Source organism: Cellulomonas sp. NPDC089187 (genome assembly GCF_040685135.1).
GTDB lineage: Bacteria > Actinomycetota > Actinomycetes > Actinomycetales > Cellulomonadaceae > Cellulomonas.
Genome location: NZ_JBFBHI010000002.1, coordinates 238608 through 264083, shown reverse-complemented (window position 1 = coordinate 264083; position 25476 = coordinate 238608). Strand labels below are relative to the sequence as shown.

The following is a 25476-nucleotide window of genomic DNA, read 5'->3' as shown; positions in this document are numbered from 1 at the left end:
TCAGACGGTCAGCTCGACCACGGTCAGCACCACCGCCAGCAGCGGGAATGCGCCCTGGGTCGCCGCCGCCCGCCGCTTGCCCGGGGAGGTGACCGCCAACACCAGCGCCGCGGCGAGCATGGACCCGGTGCCAGCCAGCACCAGCGCCGACCCAACCGCGCGCTGGTCCAGCGCCCACACGACGACTCCGACCAGGGTCACCACCGCGAGGAACAGGTTGTAGAACCCCTGGTTGAGGGCCATCTCCCGGGTCGAGGCGGCCTCCTGCGGAGTGGTGCCGAAGACGCGGCGCGCACGCGGCGTCGTCCACAGCACCGACTCGAGCACCCAGATGTAGACGTGCAGCAGGGCGGCCAGCACCGCCGGGATCGTCGCGATCATGAGGTGATTGTGTCCAAGCACCGTCGTGGCCGCGAGCAGGTGGTGCGCCCCAACCTGGGCCATCCGCTCGGCGGCCGCACTGCTGGAGGAGTCCAAGCAGATCTAGCGCGGGCGGAGGGAGCACTTCGGCTGGATTCTGGACAAGACCGAGACCGACACCGAAGGGGACCACCCATGACCGTCGTCAGCGCCACCCCCGACACCGACAACCTCACCCTGACCATCGTCACCGAGTTCACCGCCGACCCGGAGCGCGTCTGGCGACTGTGGTCCGATCCGCGACGCCTGGAACGGTGGTGGGGGCCACCCGCCTGGCCCGCCACCTTCACCGCGCTCGACCTGCGCCCGGGCGGCCGCGCCGCGTACTACATGACCGGGCCGGGCGGCGAGAAGGCCGGGGGTTGGTGGGAGTTCGTCACCGTCGACGGGCCGCATGCGCTCAGCTTTGATGACGGGTTCGCCCGTGACGACGGCACCCCCGACCCGGCGATGCCGGTGACCCGGGCCGAGGTGGACATCACCGGCGCCGCTTCCGGGAGCCGGATGACCATTCGATCCCGGTTCGCCGACACCGAGCAGATGCGCCGCCTGGTCGACATGGGGATGCTCGAGGGCATGTCCGAGGCGCTCGGTCAGATCGACGCCATCCTCGCCGAGGACTGACCCTCCGGCGCGTGACCCCGGACGTTCATCTGCGGGTCACGCGCCACCGCTCGCATGTCACGCCCGAGGCTCCTAGTGTCCGATTCATCCGATCTTGGCGATTCGCTGGATCGGGCGTCCATCGAGTCAGGAGGCTCCGCAATGCCGTACTTCACTACCTCGGACGGAACGCAGCTCTTCTACCGCGACTGGGGCACTGGCCAGCCCGTCGTCCTCAGCCACGGCTGGCCTCTGTCCGGCGATGCCTGGGACGTCGAGCTCAAGCTGCTCGCGGACAACGGCTACCGGGCAATCGCCCACGACCGGCGCGGCCACGGTCGCTCCGACCAGCCGTTCCACGGCAATGACATGGACACCTACGCCAAGGACCTGGCCGAACTGGTCGACCACCTCGACCTGCGCGACCTGGTCGTCGTCGGGCACTCCACCGGTGGCGGCGAGGCCGTCCGCTACGCCGCCCAGCACGGACAGGGCCGCGTCGTGAAGGTCGTCACCGCCGGTGCCGTCCCGCCGGTGATGGTCCAGTCCGACACCAACCCCGAGGGCACGCCGCTGTCCAACTTCGACGACATCCGCGCCGGGCTGATCGCCGATGCCTCACAGTTCTACCGCGACCTGGCCTTCCCGTTCTACGGTGCGAACCGCGAGGGGTCGCAGGTCACCGAGGGCGCTCGCGAGCAGTTCTGGCGTCTGGGCATGTCCGCGGGCCTGCACAACGCGTACGAGTGTGTGAAGGCCTTCTCCGAGACCGACTTCACCGAGGACCTCAAGGCGCTGGACGTGCCCATCCTGATCGGCCACGGCGACGACGACCAGATCGTCCCGATCCACGACGCCGCACAGAAGTCCATCGAGCTGGTCAAGCACGGCACACTCAAGGTCTACCCGGGCGCGCCGCACGGCGTGTACGGCGAGTACCGCAAGGCGTTTGACGCGGACCTGCTGGAGTTCATCCGGTCCTGACCCGCACCGGGCGCCCGGGCGATGGTCGCCCGGGCGCCCCTGGTCAGCGGGCCAACTCTCGGCAGCCGGACTCGCGACACGACACGAGATGGGAACCGCCGACGGTTCCCTCCGGATCGATCACGGCCACCACCGTTCGACCTTCGACGGTGGCCACGGTGACCCCACCGGCTGCGGGACGCCGGTCGACGACCGGGGCCACCACCACCCACTCCTCGTCAGAACACTCGTGGTCGCGGCAACTCACGACGGTGGCACCGTCCCGGCTCATCCCGCCGAACTGCACCAGTCCGTCGGCGTCCAGTGTCACCGAGTCGACCCGCAGATCCAGCGGAGACACCACGTCGACCGGACTCGCGCAGCTGGCATCGGCGCAGGTGTAGGCGTAGGTCGATCCACCGACCTGAACCGTGACCAGCAGCGTGCCATCCGGGCCCACCGTGGCGGTCGGTCGAGTCAAAGGCGTGTCCGGGGACCACCGGGCCAGCTCGATCATCTCCAGCTCACCGGTCCCGTTCCCCACCGCCGTGACCAGACGCCGCTGACCGAGTTCCCCTGACTCGGGATCCTCCGGCGGCAGCTGTTCGATCAGCGCAGTGAACGTCCGCCCGTCTGGTGCCGCTGCGACCTGCAAGCTCTGGGCGGTACTCACCCGGGGCGCGGCCAGACGGTCAGTGCTGCAACCCGAGAGCCGACAGGTACTGACCGTCAGCAGGCTCTCTGTCTGCGAGCTCGACCATCCTGCGACCACCGCCTGGCCGTCCCGGTCGGCGGTGATGGCCAGGGCGTCCCCCCATCCAGTGGACGACCGGATCTCGACGCTGTCGCCGCCCGCGTCGTCGTCCTCCGCGACCGGGAGCTCATGATGGGTCACCGTCAGGACACCGTCTGCCCACGATCCCGCCCAGAGTCCGCCGTGCCCGTCCAACACGCCGGTCCCCCCGGGCCCCTTCTCGACGAGACAGTCGCTGTCATCGCATCGCAGCACGGCAGAGGTGGAGGACCCTGTCATTCCCGAGTCCGAGGCGACTCTCACGTCGGCGTGGGAGAGCGTCGCAGCCAGACCGTCGTCCCACGGCCCGATGGTCGCCACCGCCGAGGTCACCTGTGCGGGCACCACAGCAGCGGTCGTCAGGCCCCAGGGATTGGCAAGCATGAGCGACGCTGAGGCCAACGGCATGAGCGTCCCGGCGGCCATCCCAGCCAACGCCCCCGTGCGAGACCCAGCCTGACGTCCCTCCGTCCACAGCGCGGGGGTCAGCCCCGTCCACGTGCCGACCACGAGCACGTCGTGGGCGAGGCAGCCGATCAGCAACCAGGACGCGAACACCAGAGCCAGCACCTGGCAGACGACCACGCAGATCGCCGCCACCACCGAGTCGGCAGCAGGCGATGCGGCGGTCCACAACGCGAGTACGACCATCCCGCAGGAGAGACCCGCGATCAGCGCCGCGGACCGGGACTCGTCCAGGGCCGCGGTCACCTCGTGAGGCCGAAAGGCACGGCTGGTCCCTGGATCGCCGCCCAGCACGACGCGGCCGACCATTCTGCGAGCCCATCCGATCAGCGAGCAGAGCACAGCCGTGCCGACCACGACGCCGGTCGCCGCGCTGAGCACCGACCACCGGAAAACCCCCACGCTCGCCCGCCAGGACACGACGCCCACTGCGGCGGGCAGACACCACACCACCACCATGGTCGCGGCAACCGTCAGCACCGAACGGGGGTTCCGCAGCGCCCAGCGCCATCCCGCACTCGCAGATATTCGGTTGTGCTGGGCCTGCATCACCATCACGGGCAAGGCCGTGGCCGCACCGAGTGCCATCACCAGCACGATGACTGCCCCCGCCACCCAGGGAGCACTCCCCCGTGATCCGAGACGTTCCACCATCGCACCACGCAGGACTGCGAGGTCCATCGCGTCGAGGTGGAACAGCAACCACCAGCACACCGAGGCGGCCAGCGCCACTGGGACGGCGGCAGCGAGCAGGCTCTGCCCGTTCCGCCACACCAATGACGGGTACGGCGGGGTCGTCGTCGGCGCGCTCATGACGCGCACCTCTCCCGCGCGCAGCGGACCAGGAGGCGACCATCGTCGCCTCCCGAGGTGACGATGATTGGATGTCCATCGACGAGGCTGAGCCTGATTCCCCCAGACCACTCGTCATCCTCGACGAGAGGGAGCCCGGCGATCCGGCGCTCCTGCGTACCCCGGCACAGCGGATCCGTACAGTCGACCAGGACCACCTCATCCCCGTCCCGCCACACGGTCAGCGGCCGACCCGTGCCGTCGATGAGCGTCGAATCGCCGCTGACCCCCGTGGTCGGCATGTCGTGGTGTTCAGTCGTGACGCAAGCGAGATCGGGACAGGTCCAGACCGTCGCGCCCTCCGTGGTGGCGGTGAGGAGCACCGGTGAGTCGTCCGGTGCCAGGCCCAGGTCCACTGTGAACGAGCTGCCGCTGTGCACGTCCGCCGGCAGCTCCGCCACTGAGGCGGCCTCCACGCTGTCGCTGCCCGGATGCCAGGTCCGCAACACCAGCTCCGACCCCTCGACCGCGGCGAACACCACAGTGCCGTCCTGGGCCAGCACCAGATCCATGAGCCCCGAGTCGTAGACCCAAGATCCCGTCGTTGTCTGGACCGTGTGACAGGTACCCGCCACACAGTCGGCGAGGATCAGGGAGGGCGTCCGGCCGTACCACCCCTTACCCCACGTGCCGGCGACGAGCACGTGGTCGTCAGCGGCCTCGACGATGACGTCGGGCCGCTCGTCGAACGGGGCATTCCCACCGAGGATCTGCTGGGTCATCGGCCAGGGCACCTCCTCGGGGTCGTCCGACCAGTTCCCCATGTCGTAGGAGCTCAGTTCGAGGGAGAGCGAGTCCGCGCCCGGTATCCACTGCGCTGCCCAGGCCGTCCCCTGCCCATCCGTCGCGGCGGACAGCGGATCGAGGGTGCCGTATCCAGCCTGCGGCACCCGCTCGAGCACCGGAAGACCCCAGGGATTCACCGACACGAGCGCAGCGAGCACCACTGCGGGCAGAGTCGCGGCCACCGCACCGCACCATCCCAGTCCCACGGACGGGCCGGGCAGGTCGTCCGTCGCACCCGGCACCTGCACCGCGACCCCTCGTCGCGCCGCCGAGCGCACTGCATCACTGGCCAGCGTTCCAGCCACCACAAGGCAGGCCACCACCGCGCACACGAGCTGGATCAGGACGACGACGATCGTCGCGTTCGGGGTGACCACCCAGGTAGCCAGCGCGACCACCACCACCGTTCCACCGCTCGCCAGAGGCACCATCTGGGGTGCCAGAGGCGGTTCTTGCCAGGGAATGGCGTCCTCGGTCGCTGCACGGCCCCCAGCCCCGCCCAGCAGAGCGAGGGCGCGCGCCGACGCTGTCCCGATCAGCAGGCAGGTCCACAACACCACCCCGACGGCCGCACCAGCGATCCACAACAGCGGGATGCCGGAGCGCAGCGCGGACTCCAGGGACGTGACCGCCAGCATCGGACCCAGCGCGAGGGCCAGCCCCACGGCCAAGACGGTGCCGACCCGACGGCGATTGGCGAAGGGCCACCGCCAGGCTTCCCGTAGGGACAGTCCCTTGCCCTGCTGGTGGGCCGCCAGCATGATGAATGCGGCTCCACCGGCCACCACCAGGGTTACGGTGGTCGGAAACGCCACGGCCACAGACCTCAACCACGACGGTTCGGTCACCTGCACCCTGCCTCCGGCGATGAACGCGCCGTCACCCGCCGCGAGCATGGCCGCCGCCAGATCACTGACCACAGCGACAAGCGCAGTCGGTAGTGCGATGACCGCCAGTGCCCGTCCCGACAACCATGACCCGTAGCGCCCGGCGCTCGCTGCGTGATGTGCGGACCTGTCGGTGTCCATGCCGTCCCCCTCCGACGGCGTCACCGCTCGTCGTCGCTCGAAGTCCACCCGGATGCCATCTGTCGGCCCGGGTCGGCTGAGCGGGACGTCGGCATCGTAGCCGCCCGGGTGCGGGCATGACCGCCCCGACGCACACTGGAGACACGCGTCGGGCCCAGGTGCGTCGGCCGGTCGCCGCACCCCTGGGCGGCCCCACCCCGACAGGGGGCGCGATGTTCTTCCATCGACAAGAACTGCAATTCTCGGCCACACCGGAGAAGCCGGACGCGGTCTACGCCCGCAAGCTGCAAGAGGTGCTCGGCGGCCAGTACGGCGAGATCACGGTGGCCATGCAATATGGCTTCCAGTCCTGGAACGCCCATCTGCCCGGCAAGTACCGGGATCTGCTCTACGGCATCGGCGCCGAGGAGTTCGGCCATGTGGAGATGCTGGCCACCATGATCGCCCAGCTGCTGGAGAAGGCCCCGATCGGCGTGGTCGAGGGCGCAGTGCAGGATGATCCGACGGTGGCCGCGATCGTCGGCGGCACCGATCCACAGCACGCCATCGTCGCGGGGGCCGGTGCCCGGCCGGTGGACTCCAACGGCAACCCGTGGAGCGCCGGATACGTGACCGCCAGCGGCAATCTGCTGGCGGACTTCACCGCGAACGCCAATGCGGAGATGCAGGGTCGGATTCAAGTGGCGCGGCTCTACCACATGACGGACGACCACGGTGTGCGAGACATGCTGGCGTTCCTGCTGGCCCGGGACACGATGCACCAAAACCAGTGGATCGCCGCGGCCCGCGAGTTGCAGGAGGAAGGGCTGGAGGGACTGCCCACCCCGTCGAACTTCCCGTTGGCGAAGGAGCACCGCGAGGTGTCCTACCAGTACATCAACTTCTCCGACGGCACCCAGGCCGAGCAGGGGAGCTGGGCCTCGGGACCCACCCCGGACGGCAAGGGCGAGTTCAGTTACGTCCCCGAGCCGCCGGCGGGTGTCCCGGCTCCCCCGCCCACCACACCGGACGCCCGGCTCTACGGCACCACCGCCACCCCGAACCCGATCGAGAAGGTGGCCGGCACGGTCCAGGACGCCTTCCACCAGGAGTGAGCATGCGGACCAGAAGCGTGCTCGTCACGGCGGCGGTGGCCTCCACCGCCGCTCTGGCTACCGCGCGGTTGCGCACCCGCCTGCCGCAACCCCCCGGTGACGACCAACCGTTGGCGGTCACCGTCCTGCTCAGCACCGAGCAGATCGAGGAGCGCACCGGCGGTCTGCCGCCGTCGCTGCGCGCGGTCCTGGAGCAGTGTCGGCGCACACCGGCACCGGGTGACCGAGGCACCGAGCTGCGGTTGGCGTCCGGTGATCCGGCCCGTCGAGGCGAGCTGCGGTTGCTCAAGCAGCTGTTGGAGACCGGGCATGTCCTGCCGCCCGATGACACCTCCGACCGACCGGCTACCCCGGGAGGGCGGTTGCTGGACCTGGTGATCGCGAAGGCCGGACGGAGGGGACGACTGTGAGAGCACTGCTGTGGACCGGCGTGAACGAGCTGGCCGTCGACACCGTCCCTGACCCGGAGCTGATCAACCCCACCGATGCGATCGTCCGGGTCACCGCCACGGTCACCTGCGGGTCGGATCTGCATCTGCTCGCGGGGTACGTGCCTTTCATGCGTCACGGTGACGTGGTGGGGCACGAGTTCGTCGGGGAGATTGTCGAGGTCGGCTCCGAGGTCCGCGAGCGCCGGCTCGGTGAGCGGGTGGTGGTGAGCTCCTTCATCGCCTGCGGGAACTGCTGGCAGTGCCGACAGGGCAACTTCTCGCTGTGCGACAACGGCAACCCGAACCCGGGGATCACCGAGGCGATGTGGGGCTTCGCACCCGGCGGCTGCTTCGGTTACTCGCATGCGATGGGGGGCTACGGCGGTTCGCACGCCGAGTACATCCGGGTGCCCTATGTCGACGTCGGCGCTTTTCCGGTGCCTGACGACGTACCGGAGCTGAGGGCGTTATTCGCCTCCGATGCGGCGGCCACCGGGTGGATGGGTGCCGACCTCGGCGAGGCGGGCCCCGGTCAGGTCGTGGCGGTGTGGGGTGCGGGTGGCGTGGGACTGATGGCGGCCCGTTCGGCGCAGATTCGGGGAGCCGAGCAGGTGGTCGTCATTGAGCCGCGCGAGGATCGCCGCCGGTTCGCCGAGGTGTGGTTGGGGGTCTCGACCCTGCACCCACGCGACGCAGGTGAGGGGTTGCTGGAGCTGACCGCCGGCCGCGGACCCGATGTCACCATCGAGGCGGTGGGCATGGAGGCCGCCGCCGACACCGACGTCCAGGCCGCAGTGGACCGGGTGGGTCAGGCGCTGCGCATCCAGACCGAGCGGGCCACCGCCGTACGGGAGGCGATCTACCACTGCCGTAAGGGCGGCACTGTGGTGATCCTGGGCGTGTTCGCGGGGTGGACCAACCGGTTCCCGCTCGGGGCGCTGATGAATAAGGGTCTGACGGTGCGCAGCTCCCAAGTGCACGGTCAGCGCTATGTGCCGCACCTGCTGGATCTGATGGGCCGGGGTCAGCTGGACGCCGAGCGGTTGGCCACCCACGAGTTCGGGCTGGAACAGGGCCCGCAGGCCTACCGGATGTTCCAGCACAAGGACGACGGCTGCCTCCGGGCGGTGCTCCGGCCGCACGCCGCCGAGTGAGGATCGGCCGCGCCGGGCCGGTGGGATGCAGGCTCGGCGCGGTCGACACTCACGGGCTGATCAGCTGATATTCCCGATCCCGACGCCGGGCGCCGGGGCCCATCGGGGGTTCCCCGGCGCGGGTGCGACGGTTGCGGCGCACCACCGCGGCCTCCGGGTCGAGGGGGCGTCCGCTACCGCCCAGCAGCGGGGAGTCCAGACCCAACGCCGCCAGCTCACCCCGGGCAGCAGCCAGAACCACCCCGGAGGCCAGTGCCCGCAGCGGGATGTTCCGGTCCATTGAGGTCTGGCGCAGCAGCGCAAAGCTGTCCTCCACCGACGTCCCGGTCATCGCGGCCAGGATGCCTTTGGCCTGCTCGATGCTGGCGTGGCTGGCCGACGCCTGCTGGATCTGCCGGGAGGCCTCCGCCGCGGCGATCGCGCGGATCGGCGCAGACATATCCACGACGTACCCGTGCACCACACCGCCGGACCGGTCGACCACCGACCCGACCACCAGCGCCTCGAACTGTCGCCGCCGAGCATCGGACATCAGCAGCACCGCAGCCCAGGTGCCCTCCTCGTGTTCCCAGTACTGCACCGCCTCGCGCCACTTCACCCGGTCGGCCAGCACGGTGTGCGCACGCAGCAGCCCTGTGGTCGGGGTGACCTCCCCCGGCTCGAACCCGAACAGCGCGAAGCACTCCTCGCTCCACTGCCAGCGCTCGTCCGGCACCGTCACGGTGAAGTGGCTTCCGGTCGCCGCCGCGGTGCGGGCGGTGGTGCCTTCGGTCATGGTGAGCGTCCTGCCGTTTCCCCGGGGTCTGACGCTGACGCTAGGCCGAGGTTCGACCCGCGACAACCGCAGGTCAGCCGCCTCCGACGTCGCGCGTGCCACCCGCGACGTCGACCGACCGCGAATGGCCGCACCGCCACCACCTGTGCCACCGTCGGCACCAGAACCCCACCCACCCCAGGAGAGACCCGATGACCGCCAAGACCGCCGTGTCCACCCCGCAGGCCCCCGCACCGGCACACACCTTCCACCAGGGCGTGCGCCGCGGGCCTTTCGTGCAGGTCTCCGGCCAGGGTCCGGTCGACCCGGCCAGCGGTGAGTACCTGTACCCCGGGGACGTCGCCGCGCAGACCACCCGCACGCTGGAGAACGTCCGCGCCATCGTCGAGGCCGCGGGGGCCAGCTTCGACGATGTGGTCATGCTGCGGGTCTACCTGACCACACGGGAGGACTTCGCCGCGATGAACGAGGCCTACGGCGAGTTCGTCCAGCAGCACTGCCCCAGTGGGGTGCTACCGAGCCGGACCACCGTGATGGTGGAGCTCCCCCGGGCGGAGATGCTGGTCGAGATCGACGCCTTCGCCATCACCGACTGACGGGACCGGTGCCCCCGGTCAGGACAGGGCGCTGCGCTGCACGTCAGCGCAGGGCACTCGGCGGTGCCGGGTCCATATCAGTGAACTCCTGGTTCTCCCCGGCCATCGCCCACACGAAGGAGTACGCGGAGGTGCCGACCCCGGAGTGGATCGACCAGGAGGGGGAGATGATCGCCTGCCGGTCGGCCACCACCAGGTGCCGGGTCTCCTCCGGTTCACCGAGCAGGTGGATCACCCGAGCGTCCTCCGGCAGGTTGAAGTAGAGGTAACACTCGGTACGCCGGTCGTGGGTGTGCGCGGGCATGGTGTTCCACATCGAGCCCGGGTGCAGCTCGGTCACCCCCATCACGATCTGGCAAGACCGGACTCCGTTGAGGTGGATGTACTGGTTGAGGGTGCGGGCGTTGGAGGTGAGTTGGTCCCCGAGCTCCATCCGGTTGCCCTGGCCGGGCAGGGTCAGCACCGTCGGGTAGGTGGTGTGGGCGGGGGCGCTGAACAGGTAGAACTGCGCACCATCGCCGGAGAAGACCACCTCCCGGTTGCCGCGACCGATGTAGAGACACGCGCCGGTAGGCAGCTCGTGGACGGTGCCGTCGACAGTGACGGTCCCGGTGGCACCCACGTTGACCACCCCGAGCTCCCGGTTCTCCAGGAAGTAGTCGGCACGCAGCTCGTCGGGGGCGGTGAGGGTCAACGGAGCACCCGCCGGGGTGGCCCCGCCCAGCACGATCCGGTCATGGTGGGTGTAGGTCAAGGTGATCTGGCCGGGCACGAAGACCTCCGGCAGGAGGTACCGCTCGCGCAGCTCGGCGGTGTTCATCGACGGGAGCTGGTCGGGGTTGGTGGCGTAGCGCTGGTCCATGGTGGACTCCGTTCTGGGAAGGGGGGCAGGGCGAGGAGCAGTGGCGCGGGTCAGCGCACCAGCCAGCCGCCGTCGACGGGGATGATCGCGCCGTTCAGGTAGTCCGAGGCGGCGGAGGCGAGATAGACGAAGGTGCCCTGCAGGTCGGCCGGGGTGCCCCAGCGACCGGCGGGAATCCGCTCCAGGATCGACGCCGAGCGGGCCTCGTCCGCACGGATCGGGGCGGTGTTCTCGGTGGCCATGTAGCCGGGTGCGATGGCATTCGCATTCACCCCGTGTACGGCCAGCTCATTCGCGAAGGACTTGGTCAGCCCGGCCACCGCGTGTTTGGTGGCGGCGTACCCCGGCACCAGGATGCCGCCCTGGAAGGACAGCATCGACGCGATGGTGATGATCTTCCCCGAGCCCTGCGCGACGAATCGGCGTCCGGCGGCCTGCGACAGGTGGAAGACCGCGTCCAGGTTGATCGCCAGCACGTCGTCCCAGTCGGCGGCGGAGTGCTCCAGCAGCGGCGCCCGACGGATGATCCCGGCGTTGTTCACCAGAATGTCGATCCGGCCCAGCCCGTCGACCACGGTCTCCACCGACGCCGCCAGCTCCGCTGGGGTGGCGGTGATCAGGTCCTGTTCGATGGCCAGGGTCCGGCGGCCGAGCGCCTCGATGGCGGTGACCGTCTCGGTGGGGGCGGTGCGGTCCAGCAGCGCGATGTCGGCACCGGCCTGCGCCAGCGCCAGGGCCGCGCCCTGACCGAGCCCACGACCGCCGCCGGTGATCAGGGCGACCTTCCCGTCTAGTCGGAACGAGTCGAGAATCACGGCTTTCCTTCTTCCTGTTTGTCAGTGCCATCAGTGCCGATGAAGCGCGTGGTGAGTTCACCCAGCCCGCCGACCCGGATGGTCACGGCATCGCCAGGGGCCAGCGGGCGGTGGTCGGTCTGCGCGGAGGGCAGCTTCTGCGGGGTGCCCGTGGAGATCACGTCACCGGGTTCGAGGGTGAGGACCTGGGAGAGGTAGTGCACCAGGTACTCCATGCTGAACACCGTGGTCGCGGTGCTCTGGGAGACGGTGACCACCCCGTCGCGGACCACCTCCACCAGCAGGTCATGCGGGTTCGGCACCGCGTCGGCGGTGGTGATCCACGGCCCGAGCGGCGCAAACCCGTCGAAGCACTTGCCGAGGGTCCACTGGGAGGAGCGGTCCTGCCAGTCCCGGGAGGAGACATCGTTCATGAGCGTGTAGCCCCCGATGTGCTCGCCCGCCTCGGCCAGGGAGACGTGCCGGGCGCGCCGACCGATCACGAGGGCGATCTCACCCTCATAGTCGGTGTGCGCGGAGACCACGGGCAGCAGCACCTCGTCCCGAGGCCCGGACAGTGTGTTCGGGGTCTTCACGAAGACGTTCGGGGCGGGTGGCACCTCATTCGGATCAGCCCCGGCCGCGACATGCCCGGCGTAGTTGTAGCCCAAGCACAGGATGGTGCCAGGGGTCACCGGAGCCGCGAGCGCGACCTCGTCCAATGTGGGCAGCGTCGCGGGGTCGGCTGCGGCCACGGCCTGTTCGGCGCGCTGTCGTGCCTGCCGGTCGGCCAGGATCTGCACGACCCCGCCCGCCACGTCGCCCAGGTCGCACAGCAGGTCCTGTCCACCGCCCGCCGGGTGGTCGCGTCCGGACTCGACCACAGCGCCGGGCCGGGTCGCGCCACTGGGTGTCACCCAGGTGACCAGTCTCACCAGTACCGCCTCCAGTCCGGGTTGGTGTACCGCATCAGCGCCTCCAGGTAGAAGTAGTCGCCCCACAGGCAACCCTCGTCGACGCCATTGTCAGTGGGCAGGTCATAGACCGAGTGCAGCAGCAGGGCGTCGGAGTCGACCCCCTCGGCGGCCGGGGTGTACCCAGCGATCAGGTCGAGCAGCAGCTGCTCGCCTGCGTGCAGGTAGGCCGCGGCCCGCTCCGGTTCCGGTTCGATCCGGGCGAGCTCCTGGAGTCCGCAGGCGGCGATCGCAGCGGAGGACGAGTCCCGGGGTTGGTCGTCGCCGTCACCGTAGATCAGGTCCCAGAACGGCACACCGTCGGCGGGCAGATGCCGCAGGAACCGGTCGGCGCACCGCTGCGACGCAGTCAGCAGGTCATCGTTGCCGGTCAGCTGGTGGTTCAGTGCGAAGCCGTAGATCCCCCAGGCCTGACCACGCGCCCAGCAAGAATCGTCCGCGGCGCCCTGCTCGGTGGCACCCCGCAGCGGTTCACCGGTGTCGGCATCCCAGTAGAAGGTGTGGAAGGTGGTGTCGTCAGCCCGCATCATGTGGATGGCCAGCTGCTCGGTGTGCCGTCGGACCGCGGCCACGTAGTGCGGGTCACCGGTCTGCTCGCTCGCCCAGGCCAGCAAGGGCATGTTCATCAGCGAGTCGATAATCGTGCGGCCCCGCTGCGCCGGATCGCTCAGGTCACCCCAGGCCTGCACGATCCCGGCCGACTCCAGGAACCGGTCCATCAGCCGGTCCGCCGCCTCCAGCGCCGCTGCCCGGGCGTCCTGGTCACCCAGCAGCCGCCACGGGGCGACGGAGGCCAAGGTGTACAGAAACCCGAGGTCGTGGGTATCCAGATCCTTGCGACCGAAGATCCGGTCGGAGAAGTTCACGGCGTGGGCCAGCCCCGCGGTGCGGAACAGGTCCTCGCCAGTCAGTTCGTAGCCGAGCCAGAGCTGACCGGGGACGAAGCTGGTGGTCCAGCCACGGTTGGCACCCTCGGCGAACTCTCCCGCGGCCGGGCGCAGCGGGTAACGGCCCGCCACCGTGCAGTCGTCGGGATAGGCGGTGCCGAATGCCTCGACATTGGCGCGGACAGTGGCCAGCGCCTGGTCGAGGGCGCGCACGAGCACGTCAGTCATGAAGATCGGGTCCGTTCTTCGGCACGCACGGTGCCGGATGGGTCGGTGGCGGACGGGGTCAGCTCGTCTGGTCAGGGAGCAGCGGCCGCAGCGCGAACCGCAGCGTTCCCCAGACGACAAAGAGCAGCGGCGCAGCAGCGACGCCGAGTGCGATGGCGGGGCGGGCGATGACCAGACTGCCCAGCAGCCCGAGCACGACGAACGCCCCGACGGTCAGGTACCAGCGCCGCATCGCGAGGTACAGCGCTGCCCGCAGCAGGTCTCGCAGCCGCAGATCGCGCAGCTCGGGCACACCGACCAGGGCCATCAGGCCGGTGGCGAGGGCGATCAGTGCGAGCATCGCTTGGATCGGGATGAGCATCGCCCCCGCGCCACCACTGGTGGACATCAGGAACCGGATGTTCACCGCGGCGATGCTCACCACCGCCGCCACCGCAGCACCGAGGGTCAGCGACCGGCGCAGGTCCCGCCACCAGGCCCGGGCGAAGGTGCGCACCGCAGTGGTCGACCCGTGGTCACTGAAGTCCGCGAAGACCGCGAAGGTGGCGGTCAATGCCGGTGCCAGCAACGGACTGGCCAACACCAGCAGCGGCCAGGTCCCCGCGATGTCACTGAACAGCAGGAGCGCCACGGCGGGCAGGACGGCGATCACCAGCAGCAGGTTGGTCATCAGCCCGACGTAGACGGTGCCGAAGAGCAACTCATAGAGCTCGTGGCTAAAGATCCGACGCTGTCGGGGCGCGGTGGCGGTGGTGGACATCGCGATCAGCCCTTCACACCGGTGGCAGCGATGCCCTCGACAAAGAACCGCTGCCCCAGAGCGAAGATCACCGCGATCGGCAGGATCGACAGCACCGAGCCGGTCATGATCATCGCGTGCTCGGCACTGAACTGTGTGATGAAGGTCCGCAGGCCGATCTGGATCGTCCACAGGTCCCGGTCACGCAGGTAGATCAGCGGGCCCAGGTAGTCGTTCCACGTGTTGACAAAGGTGATCAGGGTCAGCGACGCGAGGGCCGGCACCGACAGTGGCAACATGATCCGCCGCCAGATGCCGTACTCCGACAGCCCGTCGATCCGGGCCGCCTCGGACAACGCCTCCGGCACCGACTCGAAGTACTGCTTCATCAGGAACACCCCGAAGGCACCGAAGGCCTGCAACAGGATGATCGACCAGCGGGTGTTGGCCAGCCCCCAGTCCGAGATCATCACGAACTGCGGGATCATGTACGACTGCCAGGGCACGGCGATGGTGCCGACGTAGATCAGAAAGAGCACGTCGCGACCGGGGAACCGGACCCGGGAGAACCCGTAGGCGGCGAAGGACCCGGTGAACACCTGTAGGGCGGTCACCACCACGGAGATGAACAGGGTGTTGCCCACCCAGGTGCCCATGTCGGCCCGGTCGAAGATGTCGACGTAGTTCGACCAGACGAACGGGTCCGGGATCCACTGGATCGGTGCAGTGAAGACGTCGACGCTGTGTTTGAGCGAGGACAGCACCATCCAGATGAACGGCAGCAGCAGGCACAGTGCGGCCACTATCAGTCCGGCGTAGCCGACGCCCTTCAGCGAGCCGGTGGCCAGACGAGAACGGGTGCGAGACATCGTCAGGACTCCTGCCGCTTGTTCCAGACGAACTGGAAGATGGTGATGGCGATGGAGAGCAGAAACAGCACGACGGCTGCGGCGGCCGCGTAGCCGAACTGGTTCTCCTGGAAGCCCCGCTGCCAGATGAACTGACTGAGCACCGTCGTGGAGGTGCCGGGGCCGCCATTGGTCATCACCAGCACCAGGTCAAAGACTTTCAGCGCGTTGATCGTCAGCATCACGGTGACAAAGAACGTCGTCGGTCGCAGGCAGGGCATCGTCACATTGCAGAACCGCTGCCAGGCACCGGCCCCGTCCATCCGCGCCGCCTCGTGCAGCTCACGCGGGACGGTCTGCAACCCGGCCAGGAACAGCAGCATGTAGTAGCCCATGAACCGCCAGGTCGACACGATGATGATGGCCGGCATCGACCACGTGGTGGAGACGGTCCACTCCGGTGGGTTCTCGATCCCGATGAACCGCAGGAACTGGTTGATCGGTCCCAGCTCCGGGCTGAACAGCATGTTCCACACCGCGGCGATGGCGACGATGGACGTGATGTACGGGAAGAACGCGACCGTGCGGAAGAACGTGACGCCCCGCATCTTGCGATTGAGCAGCAGCGCCAGCCCGAGGGAGGCCGCCAGGGTCAGCGGCACGTGCACCGCCGTGAAGTACAGGGTGTTCCACAGCGAGGTGCGGAAGGTGGCATCCCCGACGAGTCGGGTGAAGTTGTCCAGCCCGACCCAGCTCGAGGAACCGAAGATGTTCCAGTCCGTGAAGGACATGTAGAACAGGGTCAGGACGGGGATCAGCGTGAGCACCGCGAACCCGATGAAGTTCGGCAGGATGAATGTCCAGCCGATCAGCAGGTTGCGCAGTTTCAACTTCGAGCCCCGTCGGCGCGGCGGTGTGCCGGGCGGGGCCGCGACAGGGGGTGCCGCGGTGGTGGCCATGGGTCTCTCCTGGAGGTGAGGTCGGACGAGTCCGTCTGCGCGGGGGCCCGGCAAGGGGAACCGGACCCCCGCGACGAGTCAGGAGGTCAGTCCTGGATCTCGTTGGCGACGCGGCTCTCGGCCGTGCTGATCGCCTGGTCCACCGACGCCGCCCCCGGCATCACCTCGGTGTGCAGCGCGCTGAGGATGGTCTGGATCTGCGCGATATTCGGGTCGACCGGGTTCTCCTGCTTCACCTCAGCGGTGCTGAGCGCGAAGGCCGACAGGTCGTCCTGCGGCATCCCGTCCACGGCCAGCATCGCCTCCAGCGTGGTGTCGTTGACCAGCGCCGGGCTCAGGCCGAGACCGGCCAGCACCTGCGCGCCCTCCTCACCGGCGGCGTAGGCCAGGAACTCCTTGGCCGCCTCGACCTTGGCCTCGTCGATCCGTGCGTTGATCGCCATCCCGGTCGGGCCGCCGATGGTCACCGGGGTGTTGTCCAGACCGGTGGTCGAGTCGTCGTACTGCGGCACCGGGGCGATGCCCCAGGCGAACTCGTCCGCCTCGCCGTCCGCGATCTGGGTCAGCAGCTGGGAGGAGAACCAAGTGCCCATCGGCACCATGGCCGCGCGCTGTCGACCGAACTCCGAGGAGTGGTGCAGCGACCCGGTGGTCGCGGTGCCGAAGGTCTGCTGCAGGCCCTCGTCCTGCATGGCCAGCGCCCGCTCGTAGTACGGCTCCAGGTAGTCGAAGTCACCGGACAGAATGTCCGCGCCCGGGGTCTGTGCCTGGGCGAATCCCTGCACCGTGGACTGCCAGGTGTGCTGGTAGACCGGGTAGGCACCATCCGGCAGCCCGCCGTCCTTCAGCGCCTGCGCGGTCTCCTGGTAGTCGTCCCAGGTCCAGCTGCCGTCCGGGTACTCGACACCGGCCTGGTCGAACAGATCCTTGTTGTAGTAGACGACCCAGAAGTCGTTGCGGAACGGCACCGCGAGGGTCTGGCCGTCGTCGGTCTGGTACACGTCCAGCGCCCCGGTCTGCGGGTCCAGCCCGTCCGCCACGTCGCTGACGTCCAGCAGCAGATCATCCCCGGAGAATCGGATGAAGTCGGTGTTCTGCTTCATCATCACAATGTCCGAGGCGGTGCCCGCGGCGATGTCCGTGGTCATGGCGGTGACGTAGTCGTCACCCGAGGGGTACTCGACCACCTCGATCTTCACGTCGTCGCTCTGGGCGTTGAAGCCCTCGGCCAGCGCGTTGAACTCCGGCGTCTTGGCCAGGTCCCACCCGGCCATCGTGATGGTGGTGCTGCCGTCTGCGGAGCTGTCACCGCCACTGTTGCCGGAACCGCTGCCCCCGCACGCGGTGAGTGTGAGCACGGCAGCCAGAGCCAGTCCGGCACCTGCGGCGAACCTGCGATGGGTCATTCGTGATCTCTCCTTTGAGATGCCCTCGTCGGGCGTGGGTGCGCGGACCATCGGCCCGGCGCGCGGGGTGAGGACTCAGTCCTCGATCGGGAGGCCCGTAGTGGTGACCACGCCGTCGGGCCAGGTGACAGTGACGGTCCGGCCACTCAAGGTCGCCGTCGTCGGCTCGGTGACCGGTCCGCTGTGACCGGTCAGCGTGGTCAGGGCCGCGACCCAGTGACCGGGCTCCGCGGGGAAGGTGAGCGACGGGATCGATGCCCCGGGGCCGAGCGGGCTGACCTGGGTCCGGTGCAGAGTGCCGGACGTCGCAGCGCCGAGCACCGGTTCCAGTCGGGAGGTCATCCCGTCGCCATCGACGGTCGGCCAGCCGGTGATCCGCAGGACGACGCCACTGTCGGCTGCGGGCCCGGCCAGAGCGTCGACCCGGACCAGCCGCAGCTCCCACGCCCCGCGCACCAGCGACAGCACGGTGAGCCGACCGGCCTGCTGCACCTGCCCGGACCAGCCCGAACCGTGCAGCGTCTGCCGCACCGGCATGTCGATCCAGTGCGCGTCGACCAGGCTCCCGGCCACGGCGACGCCGTCCACCAATCGGGGAGCGATCGCCGTCCAGCCGGCCCGGTGGCTGACCCGTTCGGCCGCGTCCACCAGCGCCACGCTCTGGTCCGCCGGGTGCCGCCAGGAACCCTCGTCCAGCCACGGCCAGGTGGCGGTCGAGTACCCAAGCCGGGCGTACAGCGGCGAGTCCCCGGTCCGGTCGCCCTCGCGGGCGTGGTCGGTGCCGTGGTTCACCACCCGCACGACCCCATCCGAGCGGGTGCCGGAGACCACCCAGCCGGGTGCGCCGATCACGTGCAGGTCGTCGTGCTGCTCGACCGGCAGCGGCTCCTCGACCGCGGTCCAGGCCGGGTGGTCGGCGGGCAGTGCCAGACCGAGCATCCCCTTGCTCGCCCAGTACGGCGATCCCGGACCGGAGTACGACTGCAGCATCGGCAGCCACTCGTGGTGCCACCCCTGGGTGAGCAGTCCGCGGTCGTCCGGCACCTGGTGCGCCTCGAAGTAGCTGACCACTCCGGATGCCGCCCGGCGCAGCAGGCCCGGGCTCACCGACGGCACCTCGGCCAGCGCACCGACCCAGAACGGCGCCGCGGCCGCGAACCGGTACACCAGGCTGCGCCCCTGGATCAGCGGCGCCCCATCGGCACCGACCAGGTGGACGGCGTCCTGGAGGAACCGGTCCAGCCCCGCGCGGTCGCGGTCACGTCGATCCGCCGCCAGGTCCTCGGCCCCGGTCATCCGGGCCCACAGCGTCGGGTAGAGGTGCAGTGCCCAGCCGACGTAGTGGTCGAAGGACCGCTCGTCGCCATCGGAGAACCAGCCGTCCGCCCGGACGAAGGAGTCGTGCAACGCCAGATCGTCCGCCATGTCCTGCGCCGAGTACGGCCCGCCCACTGAGCGGAGGAAGGTCTGCACCACCAGGCGGAACCAGCACCAGTTGTTCCGGGGGTACGACTGATCGCCTACGCACTCGGCCAGGTAGTCGACCAGCTGCTCCTGGGTGCGCCGGCTCAGCCGGTCCCAGATCCACGGCCGGGTCATGTCCAGCACCAGGGCCAGCGACGCCGCCTCGACCTTCGCCTGCGGGTGCTCCGTCATCCGGACCCAGCGATCCGCCGCATCCGGGTCGACGCCGGTGGCGATCCCCCGGGCGTACCACTCGGCGTACCCGTGCGGGTCGGCACCGCGCTCGCCGGTCAGTCGGAACCCGGCCAGCAGGAAGGTCCGCGCGAAGCCCTCCAGCCCGTCGACCGCGTGCCCGTAACCGCCCTCGACCCCGGGCAGGGTGATGCGGCCGTGCCCCGACGAGGCCCACGGTCGTACCGCCGCCAGCATCCGGTCCGCCAGCGCTGCCCACCGCGCACGGTCCCATCCGGTGATCGGCGAGGTGCGGGGGTCGGTCAGCGTGGCCATCCGGATTCTCCTTCGAAGTCGGAATACCGCGAAGCCAAACAGTCACGAAACGGCACTGTCAACACTCTGATGTACGCTTCTGATCGTTTCTGATGGGAAACGATCAAGCCGCCGTTTGACCCTGCGAGGACCCGATGACCACACCCGGACCGCGCCACCGGCTCCCTGCTGAGCGCCACGCCCACCTGCTCGAGCTCCTCCAACGCGACGGCATCGTGCGGGTCACCGACCTGGTCACCGCCCTCGGTGTCACCCCGGTCACCGTGCGCCGGGACATCGCCCAGCTCGAGCAGGAGGGCCGTCTGCGCCGGGTGCACGGCGGAGCAGTCGCCACCACCGGCACCACCGCCCCCGTCGCCGAGGACCCGCCCCGGATCGGCGTCCTGGTCCCGAGCCTCGCCTACTACTGGCCCGTGGTCGTCCAAACCCTGGAGTCCGAGGCCCGCGCCCGCGGCCTGCGCACCTTCCTGCGCGCCTCCGCCTACGACGCCGCCGACGAGCGCCCCATCCTGGACCGGCTCGCCACCCAGGACCGGGTCGACGGGCTCCTGCTCGCCCCCCGCACCGACGGCCCGGGCACCCAGGCCCTGATCCGCTGGCTGGAGGACTCCGGCATTCCGACCGTCCTGATCGAACGCGAGGCCACCACCACCGCGGGCCACGGCATCTTCAACTCCGTCATGAGCGACCACGCCCTCGGCACCGTCCAGGCCGTCCACCACCTGGCCGAACTCGGCCACCGCAAGGTCGGCATCGTCCTGTCCCGGCACTCCCCCACCTCACGCAAAATGGTCGCCGGTTGGCGCACCGCCTGCGCCGAACTCGGTCTGACCAGCGACGAGCGCTTCGAGCGCCTGGTGTCCATCCGCTCGACCGCCGAGTTCGCCCCGCTGGTCAACGACGTGGTCGAGAACGTTCTGGCCTCCGGCACCACTGGTCTGCTGGTGCTCTCCGACCCCGAGGCCTTCGCCGTGGTCCAGAACCTGCTCGAACGCGGCTACGACGTACCCGGCGACCTGTCGGTGATCGCCTACGACGACGTGATGGCCGACTCGCTCAGCCCCCGGCTGACCGCGGTCCGGCCGCCGACCAGCCACGTCGCCCGGGTGGCGCTGGACCGACTCCAGCAGTTGATGGCCGACCCGAGCACACCCGCGCAGCGGACGCTGCTCAGTCCGGAGCTCATGGTCCGCGAGTCCAGCGGCCCGGCGCCGGTGCGGGGCTGAAGCAACCCGACTAGTCGCCGTGCCCCGCCGGCTTCCCCAACGTCCGCCCGATCAACAACTCCCCGGGCAGCACGTCATGCGACACCGCCGACACCCGGCCACCCAGTCGGGCGACCATCACCCGCATCGCTGCGGCGGCCAGCTGCTCCACCGGTTGACGCACGGTGGTCAACCCGAACAGCGGTGAGGCGTACACCCCCACCCCGTCGAACCCGGTCACCGAGATCTGGCCCGGGCAGTTCATCCCCCAGGCGTCCAGCAGCTCCAACACCTGGACGGCGGTCGGGTCGTCGCCCGCCATCACCGCGGTGGCCCCGCCGTCCACCGCCCGACGCAGGGCGGTGACGAACTCCTGCCCATCCTCCCCCACACCAGGGACCAGCACCGGGTCCGCACCGCGGGCGATCAACTCGTCCCGGAACCGGGCGGTGCGCAGGTGCAGCGTGGTCGATTCCGGACGGTCCGAGGTGGTCACGGCGACCCGGCGGTGCCCGGCCCGCGCCACGCTCGCGGCCAGCTGGGTCTCCAGCATCGGGTCGATGGCGACCGAATCGATCTCCGGGTGGGAGCTCGGCATGCCGATCAACACGGTGGGCACGAAGGTGGCGGCGTGTTCGGCGGCGGCCAGTGACATCCGACCGGAGGCGATCATCATCCCGGCCACCCGGTGGCCGAGCAGTGCCTGGACCGCGCGGAACTGCCCGTCGTGGTCATCGCCGCCGTTGACGATCAGCAGGTCGATGTCCCGGGCATCCGCCGCGGCCTGCACCTGGGCGGCGACCTCTCCGTAGAACGATCGCTCCGCGCCGCGGACCAGCAGGCCCAGCGTGGTGGCCGCGGTCTCACGTAGTTCGGCGGCGCGCAGATCGCGCACGTACCCGAGGTCAGCGGCGACCCGGGCCACCCGTGCCACGGTCTCGGCACTGACCCGCCCCTCGCCCCGCAGCGCCCTGCTGGCGGTCGACCGGGATACCCCGGCCGCGCGCGCGACGTCGGACAGGTCGGCACGGGCGCGTCGTTGCACGGGGCGCTCCCTTCGAGCAGGACGGATGCAGCTCCGGCAGGACCACGGGGTGCGGAGGGGACCGGACGGACCCGCAGGTGAGGACTCTAACCGGCCAGTTTCCATTCGCGCAGGCAATGGAAACCGAATGATCCGGTCGCCTGGTCCGGGGTCACCGCGACCAGGCTCAGCCGGTCCACCCGGAAGGAGGTGGCGGTGGCCACCGGAGCCAACGCGCGGGCCACGACCTCGTCCGGGGTCGGTGCCAGGCAGTAGGCCACCGTGTAGTGCGGGGCGTAGGGCGCCTCGGTCACCGTCGAGCCCAGACCGGCGTCGCTGACGGCGGTGCGCAGCTCGGCGGTCAGAGCGGTCCACTGCGCGGACAGCTCCCCCACCGCCTCAACCGCATGGGAGCGCACCTGCGGTGACCCGAACACCAGGTCCAGCGGCGCGTATCCGGCGGCGACCCGCTCCATGCGTGCCAGCGCGTCCTGCCAGCGCGGGTCGGCCAATTCGGCGGCGAAGGCGTCATAGCGCTGGACCGTGGCGTGCATGTAGTCCACCGGCTGATCGCCCATCCCGGGGATCTGCGCGAGGGCAGCCGCCATGCGCCGGTAGTCGTCCCGGGCCGGGTCATCCGGTGCCGGGAGCGCATAGATGTGCAGACAGTCCTGGGGCATCCGCCACTGGGTGTCGGCTCGGTCGAAGAATCGGCGCACGGCCTGGCTCCTCCTGATCGTCGGTCGACGGGTGGATGTGGCGCCCCGGACGGCAGGGGTTTCGACCAGGGCGCCACGGCTCACTCGGCGATCAGCCACCCGCTGTCGGTGGCGAACCGGCAGTCGACCCCGGTGCCCACGGCCATCGGCGGCTGGAAGCCGGATGCCTGGCCGTGCAGCAGGCCGAAATCGGTCTCGACCGTGTACCGGGTAATCGCCCCGTCAAAGGACGCCACCGTCACCCGACCAGGCAGCATCGGCGTGGTTCCGGGGGTGACCTCGACCACGTGCAGATCCTCCGAACGGATCACCGCGCTGGCAGTACCCCCGGCGGTCAGACCGGTGTCGCAGGGCAGATCGAGGCCCTGCCCTGCCAGGGTGACCGAGGCCCGACGCCCGCCATCGACCTCGCGTACCTCGTGCACGGCGACCGGCAAGAAGTTCGCCTGTCCCAGGAAGGACGCCACGAACGCGGTCGCCGGCCGGTGGTAGATCTGCTCCGGGGTGCCGGTCTGCTCGATCCGGCCGTCCTTCATCACGACGATCAGATCCGACATGGTCAGAGCCTCGGACTGGTCGTGGGTGACGAAGATCGACGTGATGCCCAACCGCTGCTGGATCGCGCGGATCTCCTCACGCATCCGCAGTCGTAGCCGGGCGTCCAAGTTGGACAGCGGCTCGTCGAACAGCAGGATGCTCGGCTCCATCACCAGGGCCCGCGCCAACGCCACGCGCTGCTGCTGCCCACCGGAGAGCTCGTGCGGGAACCGCTGGGCGTACTGCTCGATGCCCATCAGCTCCATCACCTGCCGGACCCGGTCGCCGCGTTCGGGCTTGGGCGTGCGCTGCACCGAGAGCCCGAAGGCCACGTTGTCCGTCACCGACAGGTGCGGGAACAGGGCGTAGGACTGGAAGACCATCGACATCGGCCGCTTATTCGGCGCGGTCCGCAGGAGGGAACCGCCGTCCAACCGGATGTCGCCCTCGGTCGGCGTCTCGAAGCCCGCGATCATCCGCAGCGTGGTGGTCTTCCCGCAGCCGGAGGGTCCCAGCAGCGTGACGAACTGACCGGGCTCGACGTCCAGGCAGAAGTCGTCCACCGCACGAGCGTTCGGGTCGGAGGGGTTGTACGCCTTCGCGACGTGCGAGAGCTGCAGGGCCCCCTTGGTCGTGGTGGATGCGGTCATCGCTGGTTCATCCTTCGTGAGCGGTTCAACCGACGGAGCAGGACGTTGGTGATGCCGAGCACCACCAGCACCATCAGGATCAGGACGGTGCAGTAGGCGAAGGCGTTGCCGAAGCGTCCGGCATCCACCTCGTCGAGGATCTGGGAGGTCATCACCTTGGTCTGCGGGGTGGTGATGAAGATGATCGCCGTGATGGTGGTCATCGATTTGGTCAGCGCGTAGGTGACCGCGGTGATGATCGCCGGGCTGATCAGCGGGATCGTGACCCGTCTGAAGGTGGTCAGCGCACTGGCGCCCAGGGAGGTCGCAGCCTCGTCCACCTGCGGGTTGATCTGCTTCAGCCCGGAGATCGCCGCCTGCTGACCGGTGGGGATACCCCGGGCGACAAAGACCATCACGATGGCCACCGCCCCCGCCCCCGTGGCCAGACCACCGGCCAGTGCGGGCAGCACCTGTCGACCGAACAGCCAGGTCGGCTGGGCGTAGGCCAGGGCGAAGCCCAGACCGAGCACCGTGCCGGGCACCGCCGAGCCGAGCATCCCGACAAAGTCGAGCACCTTGCCCCATCGACCCAGGTGCCGCACCACCAGCCAGGCGATGGCCACCGCGAGCACCGCCGCGATGGGCGCCGCCAGGATGGTCATCATCATCGTGGTGAGCATCGCGTCGGAGCCGAGCCGCCGGACGAAGGCGTAGTGGTCCAGGGTGAAGGTGTTGTCGACCCCGACGATGTTCACGAATCCACCGACCACGATGGTGGCGTAGACCAGCACGATCAGCAGCGCCCACAGGCCCGCGATCACCAGGATCGGGATCCGGATCGACGGTGCGGTGACCGGGCGCAGTCGACCGGTCGGCTTGCCGGTGACCGTGACCACCGACTTCTTGGCGCTCCAGTACTTCTGCACCACGAACACTCCGAGCGCCGGGATGAGCAGCACCAGCGCAATGCCGGCCGCCGCGGCGATATTGCCGCTGCCGGCCACTGCGAAGTAGATCTGGCTGGCCAGCACCCGGAACGAGCCACCGAGCACCAGAGGGTTGGCCAGATCGGCCAGACCCTCGACGAACAGCACCAGGAACGAGGTCAGCAACGCCGGGGTCACCATCGGCAGCGTGACCCGAAACAGCGTGCGCAGCTCCCCTGCCCGCAGCGTGGCCGAGGCCTCGAACAGCGACGGGTCGAGGTTCTCCATCATCCCGCGGATGTTCATGTAGGCCAGCGGCGCGAAGGTCATCGACAGCACCAGCACCAGCCCGCCGAGGCCGTAGATGTCGACCTCCATGCCGAGCAGCTGGTAGGTGACGATGCCGCGCTTGCCGAAGAGCGTCACCACGGCGGTGGCGGCGGCGAACGGCGGGGAGATCATCGGCAGCAGGGTCAGCCAGTGCAGCAGCTTCTTGCCCGGGAACACCAGGAACACCTGGGCGTAGGCGGCGACGAAGCCGATGAAGGTGCCGACCAGACCGACCAGCCCGCCCAGGATCAGCGAGTTGCGCAGGGTCACCGCATCGGTGGTGAAGGACTTGGTGATCGCACTCCACCCCTCGGCGGAGAACCCGGAGGACACCAGCTGCGCCACGGGCATCCCGAGCAGCAGGAACAGGGCGACCAGCACCACGCCCAGCACGATCCACACGGAGGCGCCCTTGCGTCCTCCACTGGCGGCCGAGGCGCGTCGTCGGCCGAGCCGACCGGGCCGACCGGGTTGA

24 protein-coding genes are annotated in these 25476 nt (G+C 69.5%); 7 read left to right on the top strand and 17 right to left on the bottom strand.

Annotated elements, in window-relative coordinates:
- Positions 1-381, bottom strand: coding sequence for a DUF1304 domain-containing protein (locus AB0N78_RS05490; protein WP_363386745.1), 381 nt, complete (start codon positions 379-381; stop codon positions 1-3).
- A 174-nt stretch (positions 382-555) separates the two neighbouring features.
- Between AB0N78_RS05490 and AB0N78_RS05485 the strand changes: the two genes are divergently transcribed.
- Together AB0N78_RS05485 and AB0N78_RS05480 are read left to right on the top strand one after the other, a co-directional pair.
- Positions 556-1044, top strand: a complete 489-nt coding sequence (locus tag AB0N78_RS05485; protein ID WP_363386742.1) for an SRPBCC domain-containing protein — start codon at positions 556-558, stop codon at positions 1042-1044.
- A 141-nt stretch (positions 1045-1185) separates the two neighbouring features.
- Positions 1186-2007 (top strand): alpha/beta hydrolase, encoded by an 822-nt coding sequence (locus AB0N78_RS05480; RefSeq protein ID WP_363386739.1) that lies wholly within the window; start codon positions 1186-1188, stop codon positions 2005-2007.
- Between the two features lie 43 nt (positions 2008-2050).
- On the opposite strand, the gene AB0N78_RS05475 is transcribed toward AB0N78_RS05480, so the two are convergent.
- Both AB0N78_RS05475 and AB0N78_RS05470 read right to left on the bottom strand, forming a co-directional pair.
- Positions 2051-4057 (bottom strand): hypothetical protein, encoded by a 2007-nt coding sequence (locus AB0N78_RS05475; RefSeq protein ID WP_363386736.1) that lies wholly within the window; start codon positions 4055-4057, stop codon positions 2051-2053.
- On the bottom strand, positions 4054-5697 hold the full coding sequence (locus AB0N78_RS05470; RefSeq protein WP_363386733.1) for a hypothetical protein: 1644 nt from the start codon (positions 5695-5697) through the stop codon (positions 4054-4056). The genes AB0N78_RS05475 and AB0N78_RS05470 overlap by 4 nt, the downstream gene beginning before the upstream one ends.
- Before the next feature lie 425 nt (positions 5698-6122).
- Here AB0N78_RS05470 and AB0N78_RS05465 point away from each other — a divergent pair, with 425 nt between their 5' ends.
- The 3 genes from AB0N78_RS05465 to AB0N78_RS05455 are packed head-to-tail and all read left to right on the top strand — an operon-like array spanning position 6123 to position 8589.
- Positions 6123-7004 carry a manganese catalase family protein gene (locus AB0N78_RS05465; RefSeq protein ID WP_363388215.1) on the top strand — a complete coding sequence of 294 codons (882 nt, stop codon included), beginning with the start codon at positions 6123-6125 and terminating at the stop codon, positions 7002-7004.
- 2 nt (positions 7005-7006) lie between these two features.
- The gene (locus AB0N78_RS05460) at positions 7007-7414 is read left to right on the top strand and encodes a hypothetical protein (RefSeq protein ID WP_363386730.1); all 408 of its coding nucleotides are present in this window, start codon (positions 7007-7009) and stop codon (positions 7412-7414) included.
- Entirely contained in the window at positions 7411-8589 is a 1179-nt protein-coding gene (locus AB0N78_RS05455) for a zinc-dependent alcohol dehydrogenase (protein WP_363386727.1), read from the top strand. The genes AB0N78_RS05460 and AB0N78_RS05455 overlap by 4 nt, the downstream gene beginning before the upstream one ends.
- 49 nt (positions 8590-8638) lie before the next feature.
- On the opposite strand, the gene AB0N78_RS05450 is transcribed toward AB0N78_RS05455, so the two are convergent.
- Entirely contained in the window at positions 8639-9364 is a 726-nt protein-coding gene (locus AB0N78_RS05450; protein ID WP_363386724.1) for an ANTAR domain-containing protein, read from the bottom strand.
- A 191-nt stretch (positions 9365-9555) separates the two neighbouring features.
- On the opposite strand from AB0N78_RS05450, the gene AB0N78_RS05445 reads away from it, so the two are divergent.
- The gene (locus AB0N78_RS05445) at positions 9556-9960 is read left to right on the top strand and encodes a Rid family hydrolase (protein ID WP_363386721.1); all 405 of its coding nucleotides are present in this window, start codon (positions 9556-9558) and stop codon (positions 9958-9960) included.
- 43 nt (positions 9961-10003) lie between these two features.
- On the opposite strand, the gene kduI is transcribed toward AB0N78_RS05445, so the two are convergent.
- From kduI to AB0N78_RS05400, 9 genes are all read right to left on the bottom strand, one after another.
- Positions 10004-10822 (bottom strand): 5-dehydro-4-deoxy-D-glucuronate isomerase, encoded by an 819-nt coding sequence (gene kduI, locus AB0N78_RS05440; RefSeq protein WP_363386718.1) that lies wholly within the window; start codon positions 10820-10822, stop codon positions 10004-10006.
- Positions 10823-10872: 50 nt separating this feature from the next.
- Entirely contained in the window at positions 10873-11637 is a 765-nt protein-coding gene (gene kduD, locus AB0N78_RS05435) for a 2-dehydro-3-deoxy-D-gluconate 5-dehydrogenase KduD (RefSeq protein ID WP_363386715.1), read from the bottom strand.
- A complete protein-coding gene (locus AB0N78_RS05430) occupies positions 11634-12551 on the bottom strand; it encodes a fumarylacetoacetate hydrolase family protein (protein ID WP_363386712.1) in 918 nt (305 codons plus the stop codon). The genes kduD and AB0N78_RS05430 overlap by 4 nt, the downstream gene beginning before the upstream one ends.
- The gene (locus AB0N78_RS05425) at positions 12548-13705 is read right to left on the bottom strand and encodes a glycoside hydrolase family 88 protein (protein ID WP_363386709.1); all 1158 of its coding nucleotides are present in this window, start codon (positions 13703-13705) and stop codon (positions 12548-12550) included. Before AB0N78_RS05425 ends, AB0N78_RS05430 begins: the two co-directional genes overlap by 4 nt.
- 58 nt (positions 13706-13763) lie before the next feature.
- Complete coding sequence (locus AB0N78_RS05420) at positions 13764-14465, bottom strand: ferredoxin-NADPH reductase (RefSeq protein ID WP_363386706.1); 702 nt, start codon at positions 14463-14465, stop codon at positions 13764-13766.
- A 5-nt stretch (positions 14466-14470) separates the two neighbouring features.
- Complete coding sequence (locus AB0N78_RS05415) at positions 14471-15313, bottom strand: carbohydrate ABC transporter permease (RefSeq protein WP_363386703.1); 843 nt, start codon at positions 15311-15313, stop codon at positions 14471-14473.
- A 2-nt stretch (positions 15314-15315) separates the two neighbouring features.
- Positions 15316-16251: a sugar ABC transporter permease gene (locus AB0N78_RS05410; protein ID WP_363386700.1), complete on the bottom strand. Its 936-nt coding sequence runs from the start codon at positions 16249-16251 to the stop codon at positions 15316-15318.
- 86 nt (positions 16252-16337) lie between these two features.
- Positions 16338-17657 (bottom strand): extracellular solute-binding protein, encoded by a 1320-nt coding sequence (locus tag AB0N78_RS05405; protein WP_363386697.1) that lies wholly within the window; start codon positions 17655-17657, stop codon positions 16338-16340.
- A gap of 75 nt (positions 17658-17732) precedes the next feature.
- Positions 17733-19628, bottom strand: a complete 1896-nt coding sequence (locus AB0N78_RS05400; RefSeq protein ID WP_363386695.1) for a DUF2264 domain-containing protein — start codon at positions 19626-19628, stop codon at positions 17733-17735.
- A gap of 134 nt (positions 19629-19762) precedes the next feature.
- Here AB0N78_RS05400 and AB0N78_RS05395 point away from each other — a divergent pair, with 134 nt between their 5' ends.
- Complete coding sequence (locus AB0N78_RS05395; protein WP_363386692.1) at positions 19763-20854, top strand: substrate-binding domain-containing protein; 1092 nt, start codon at positions 19763-19765, stop codon at positions 20852-20854.
- A 10-nt stretch (positions 20855-20864) separates the two neighbouring features.
- Here AB0N78_RS05395 and AB0N78_RS05390 read toward each other — a convergent pair whose 3' ends face one another.
- From AB0N78_RS05390 to AB0N78_RS05375, 4 genes are all read right to left on the bottom strand, one after another.
- The gene (locus AB0N78_RS05390) at positions 20865-21878 is read right to left on the bottom strand and encodes a LacI family DNA-binding transcriptional regulator (protein ID WP_363386689.1); all 1014 of its coding nucleotides are present in this window, start codon (positions 21876-21878) and stop codon (positions 20865-20867) included.
- An 86-nt stretch (positions 21879-21964) separates the two neighbouring features.
- Positions 21965-22576 carry a 2'-5' RNA ligase family protein gene (locus tag AB0N78_RS05385; RefSeq protein ID WP_363386686.1) on the bottom strand — a complete coding sequence of 204 codons (612 nt, stop codon included), beginning with the start codon at positions 22574-22576 and terminating at the stop codon, positions 21965-21967.
- Positions 22577-22656: 80 nt separating this feature from the next.
- Complete coding sequence (locus tag AB0N78_RS05380) at positions 22657-23763, bottom strand: ABC transporter ATP-binding protein (RefSeq protein WP_363386684.1); 1107 nt, start codon at positions 23761-23763, stop codon at positions 22657-22659.
- The gene (locus AB0N78_RS05375; RefSeq protein ID WP_363386681.1) at positions 23760-25403 is read right to left on the bottom strand and encodes an iron ABC transporter permease; all 1644 of its coding nucleotides are present in this window, start codon (positions 25401-25403) and stop codon (positions 23760-23762) included. The genes AB0N78_RS05380 and AB0N78_RS05375 overlap by 4 nt, the downstream gene beginning before the upstream one ends.
- Between the last annotated feature and the right edge of the window lie 73 nt (positions 25404-25476).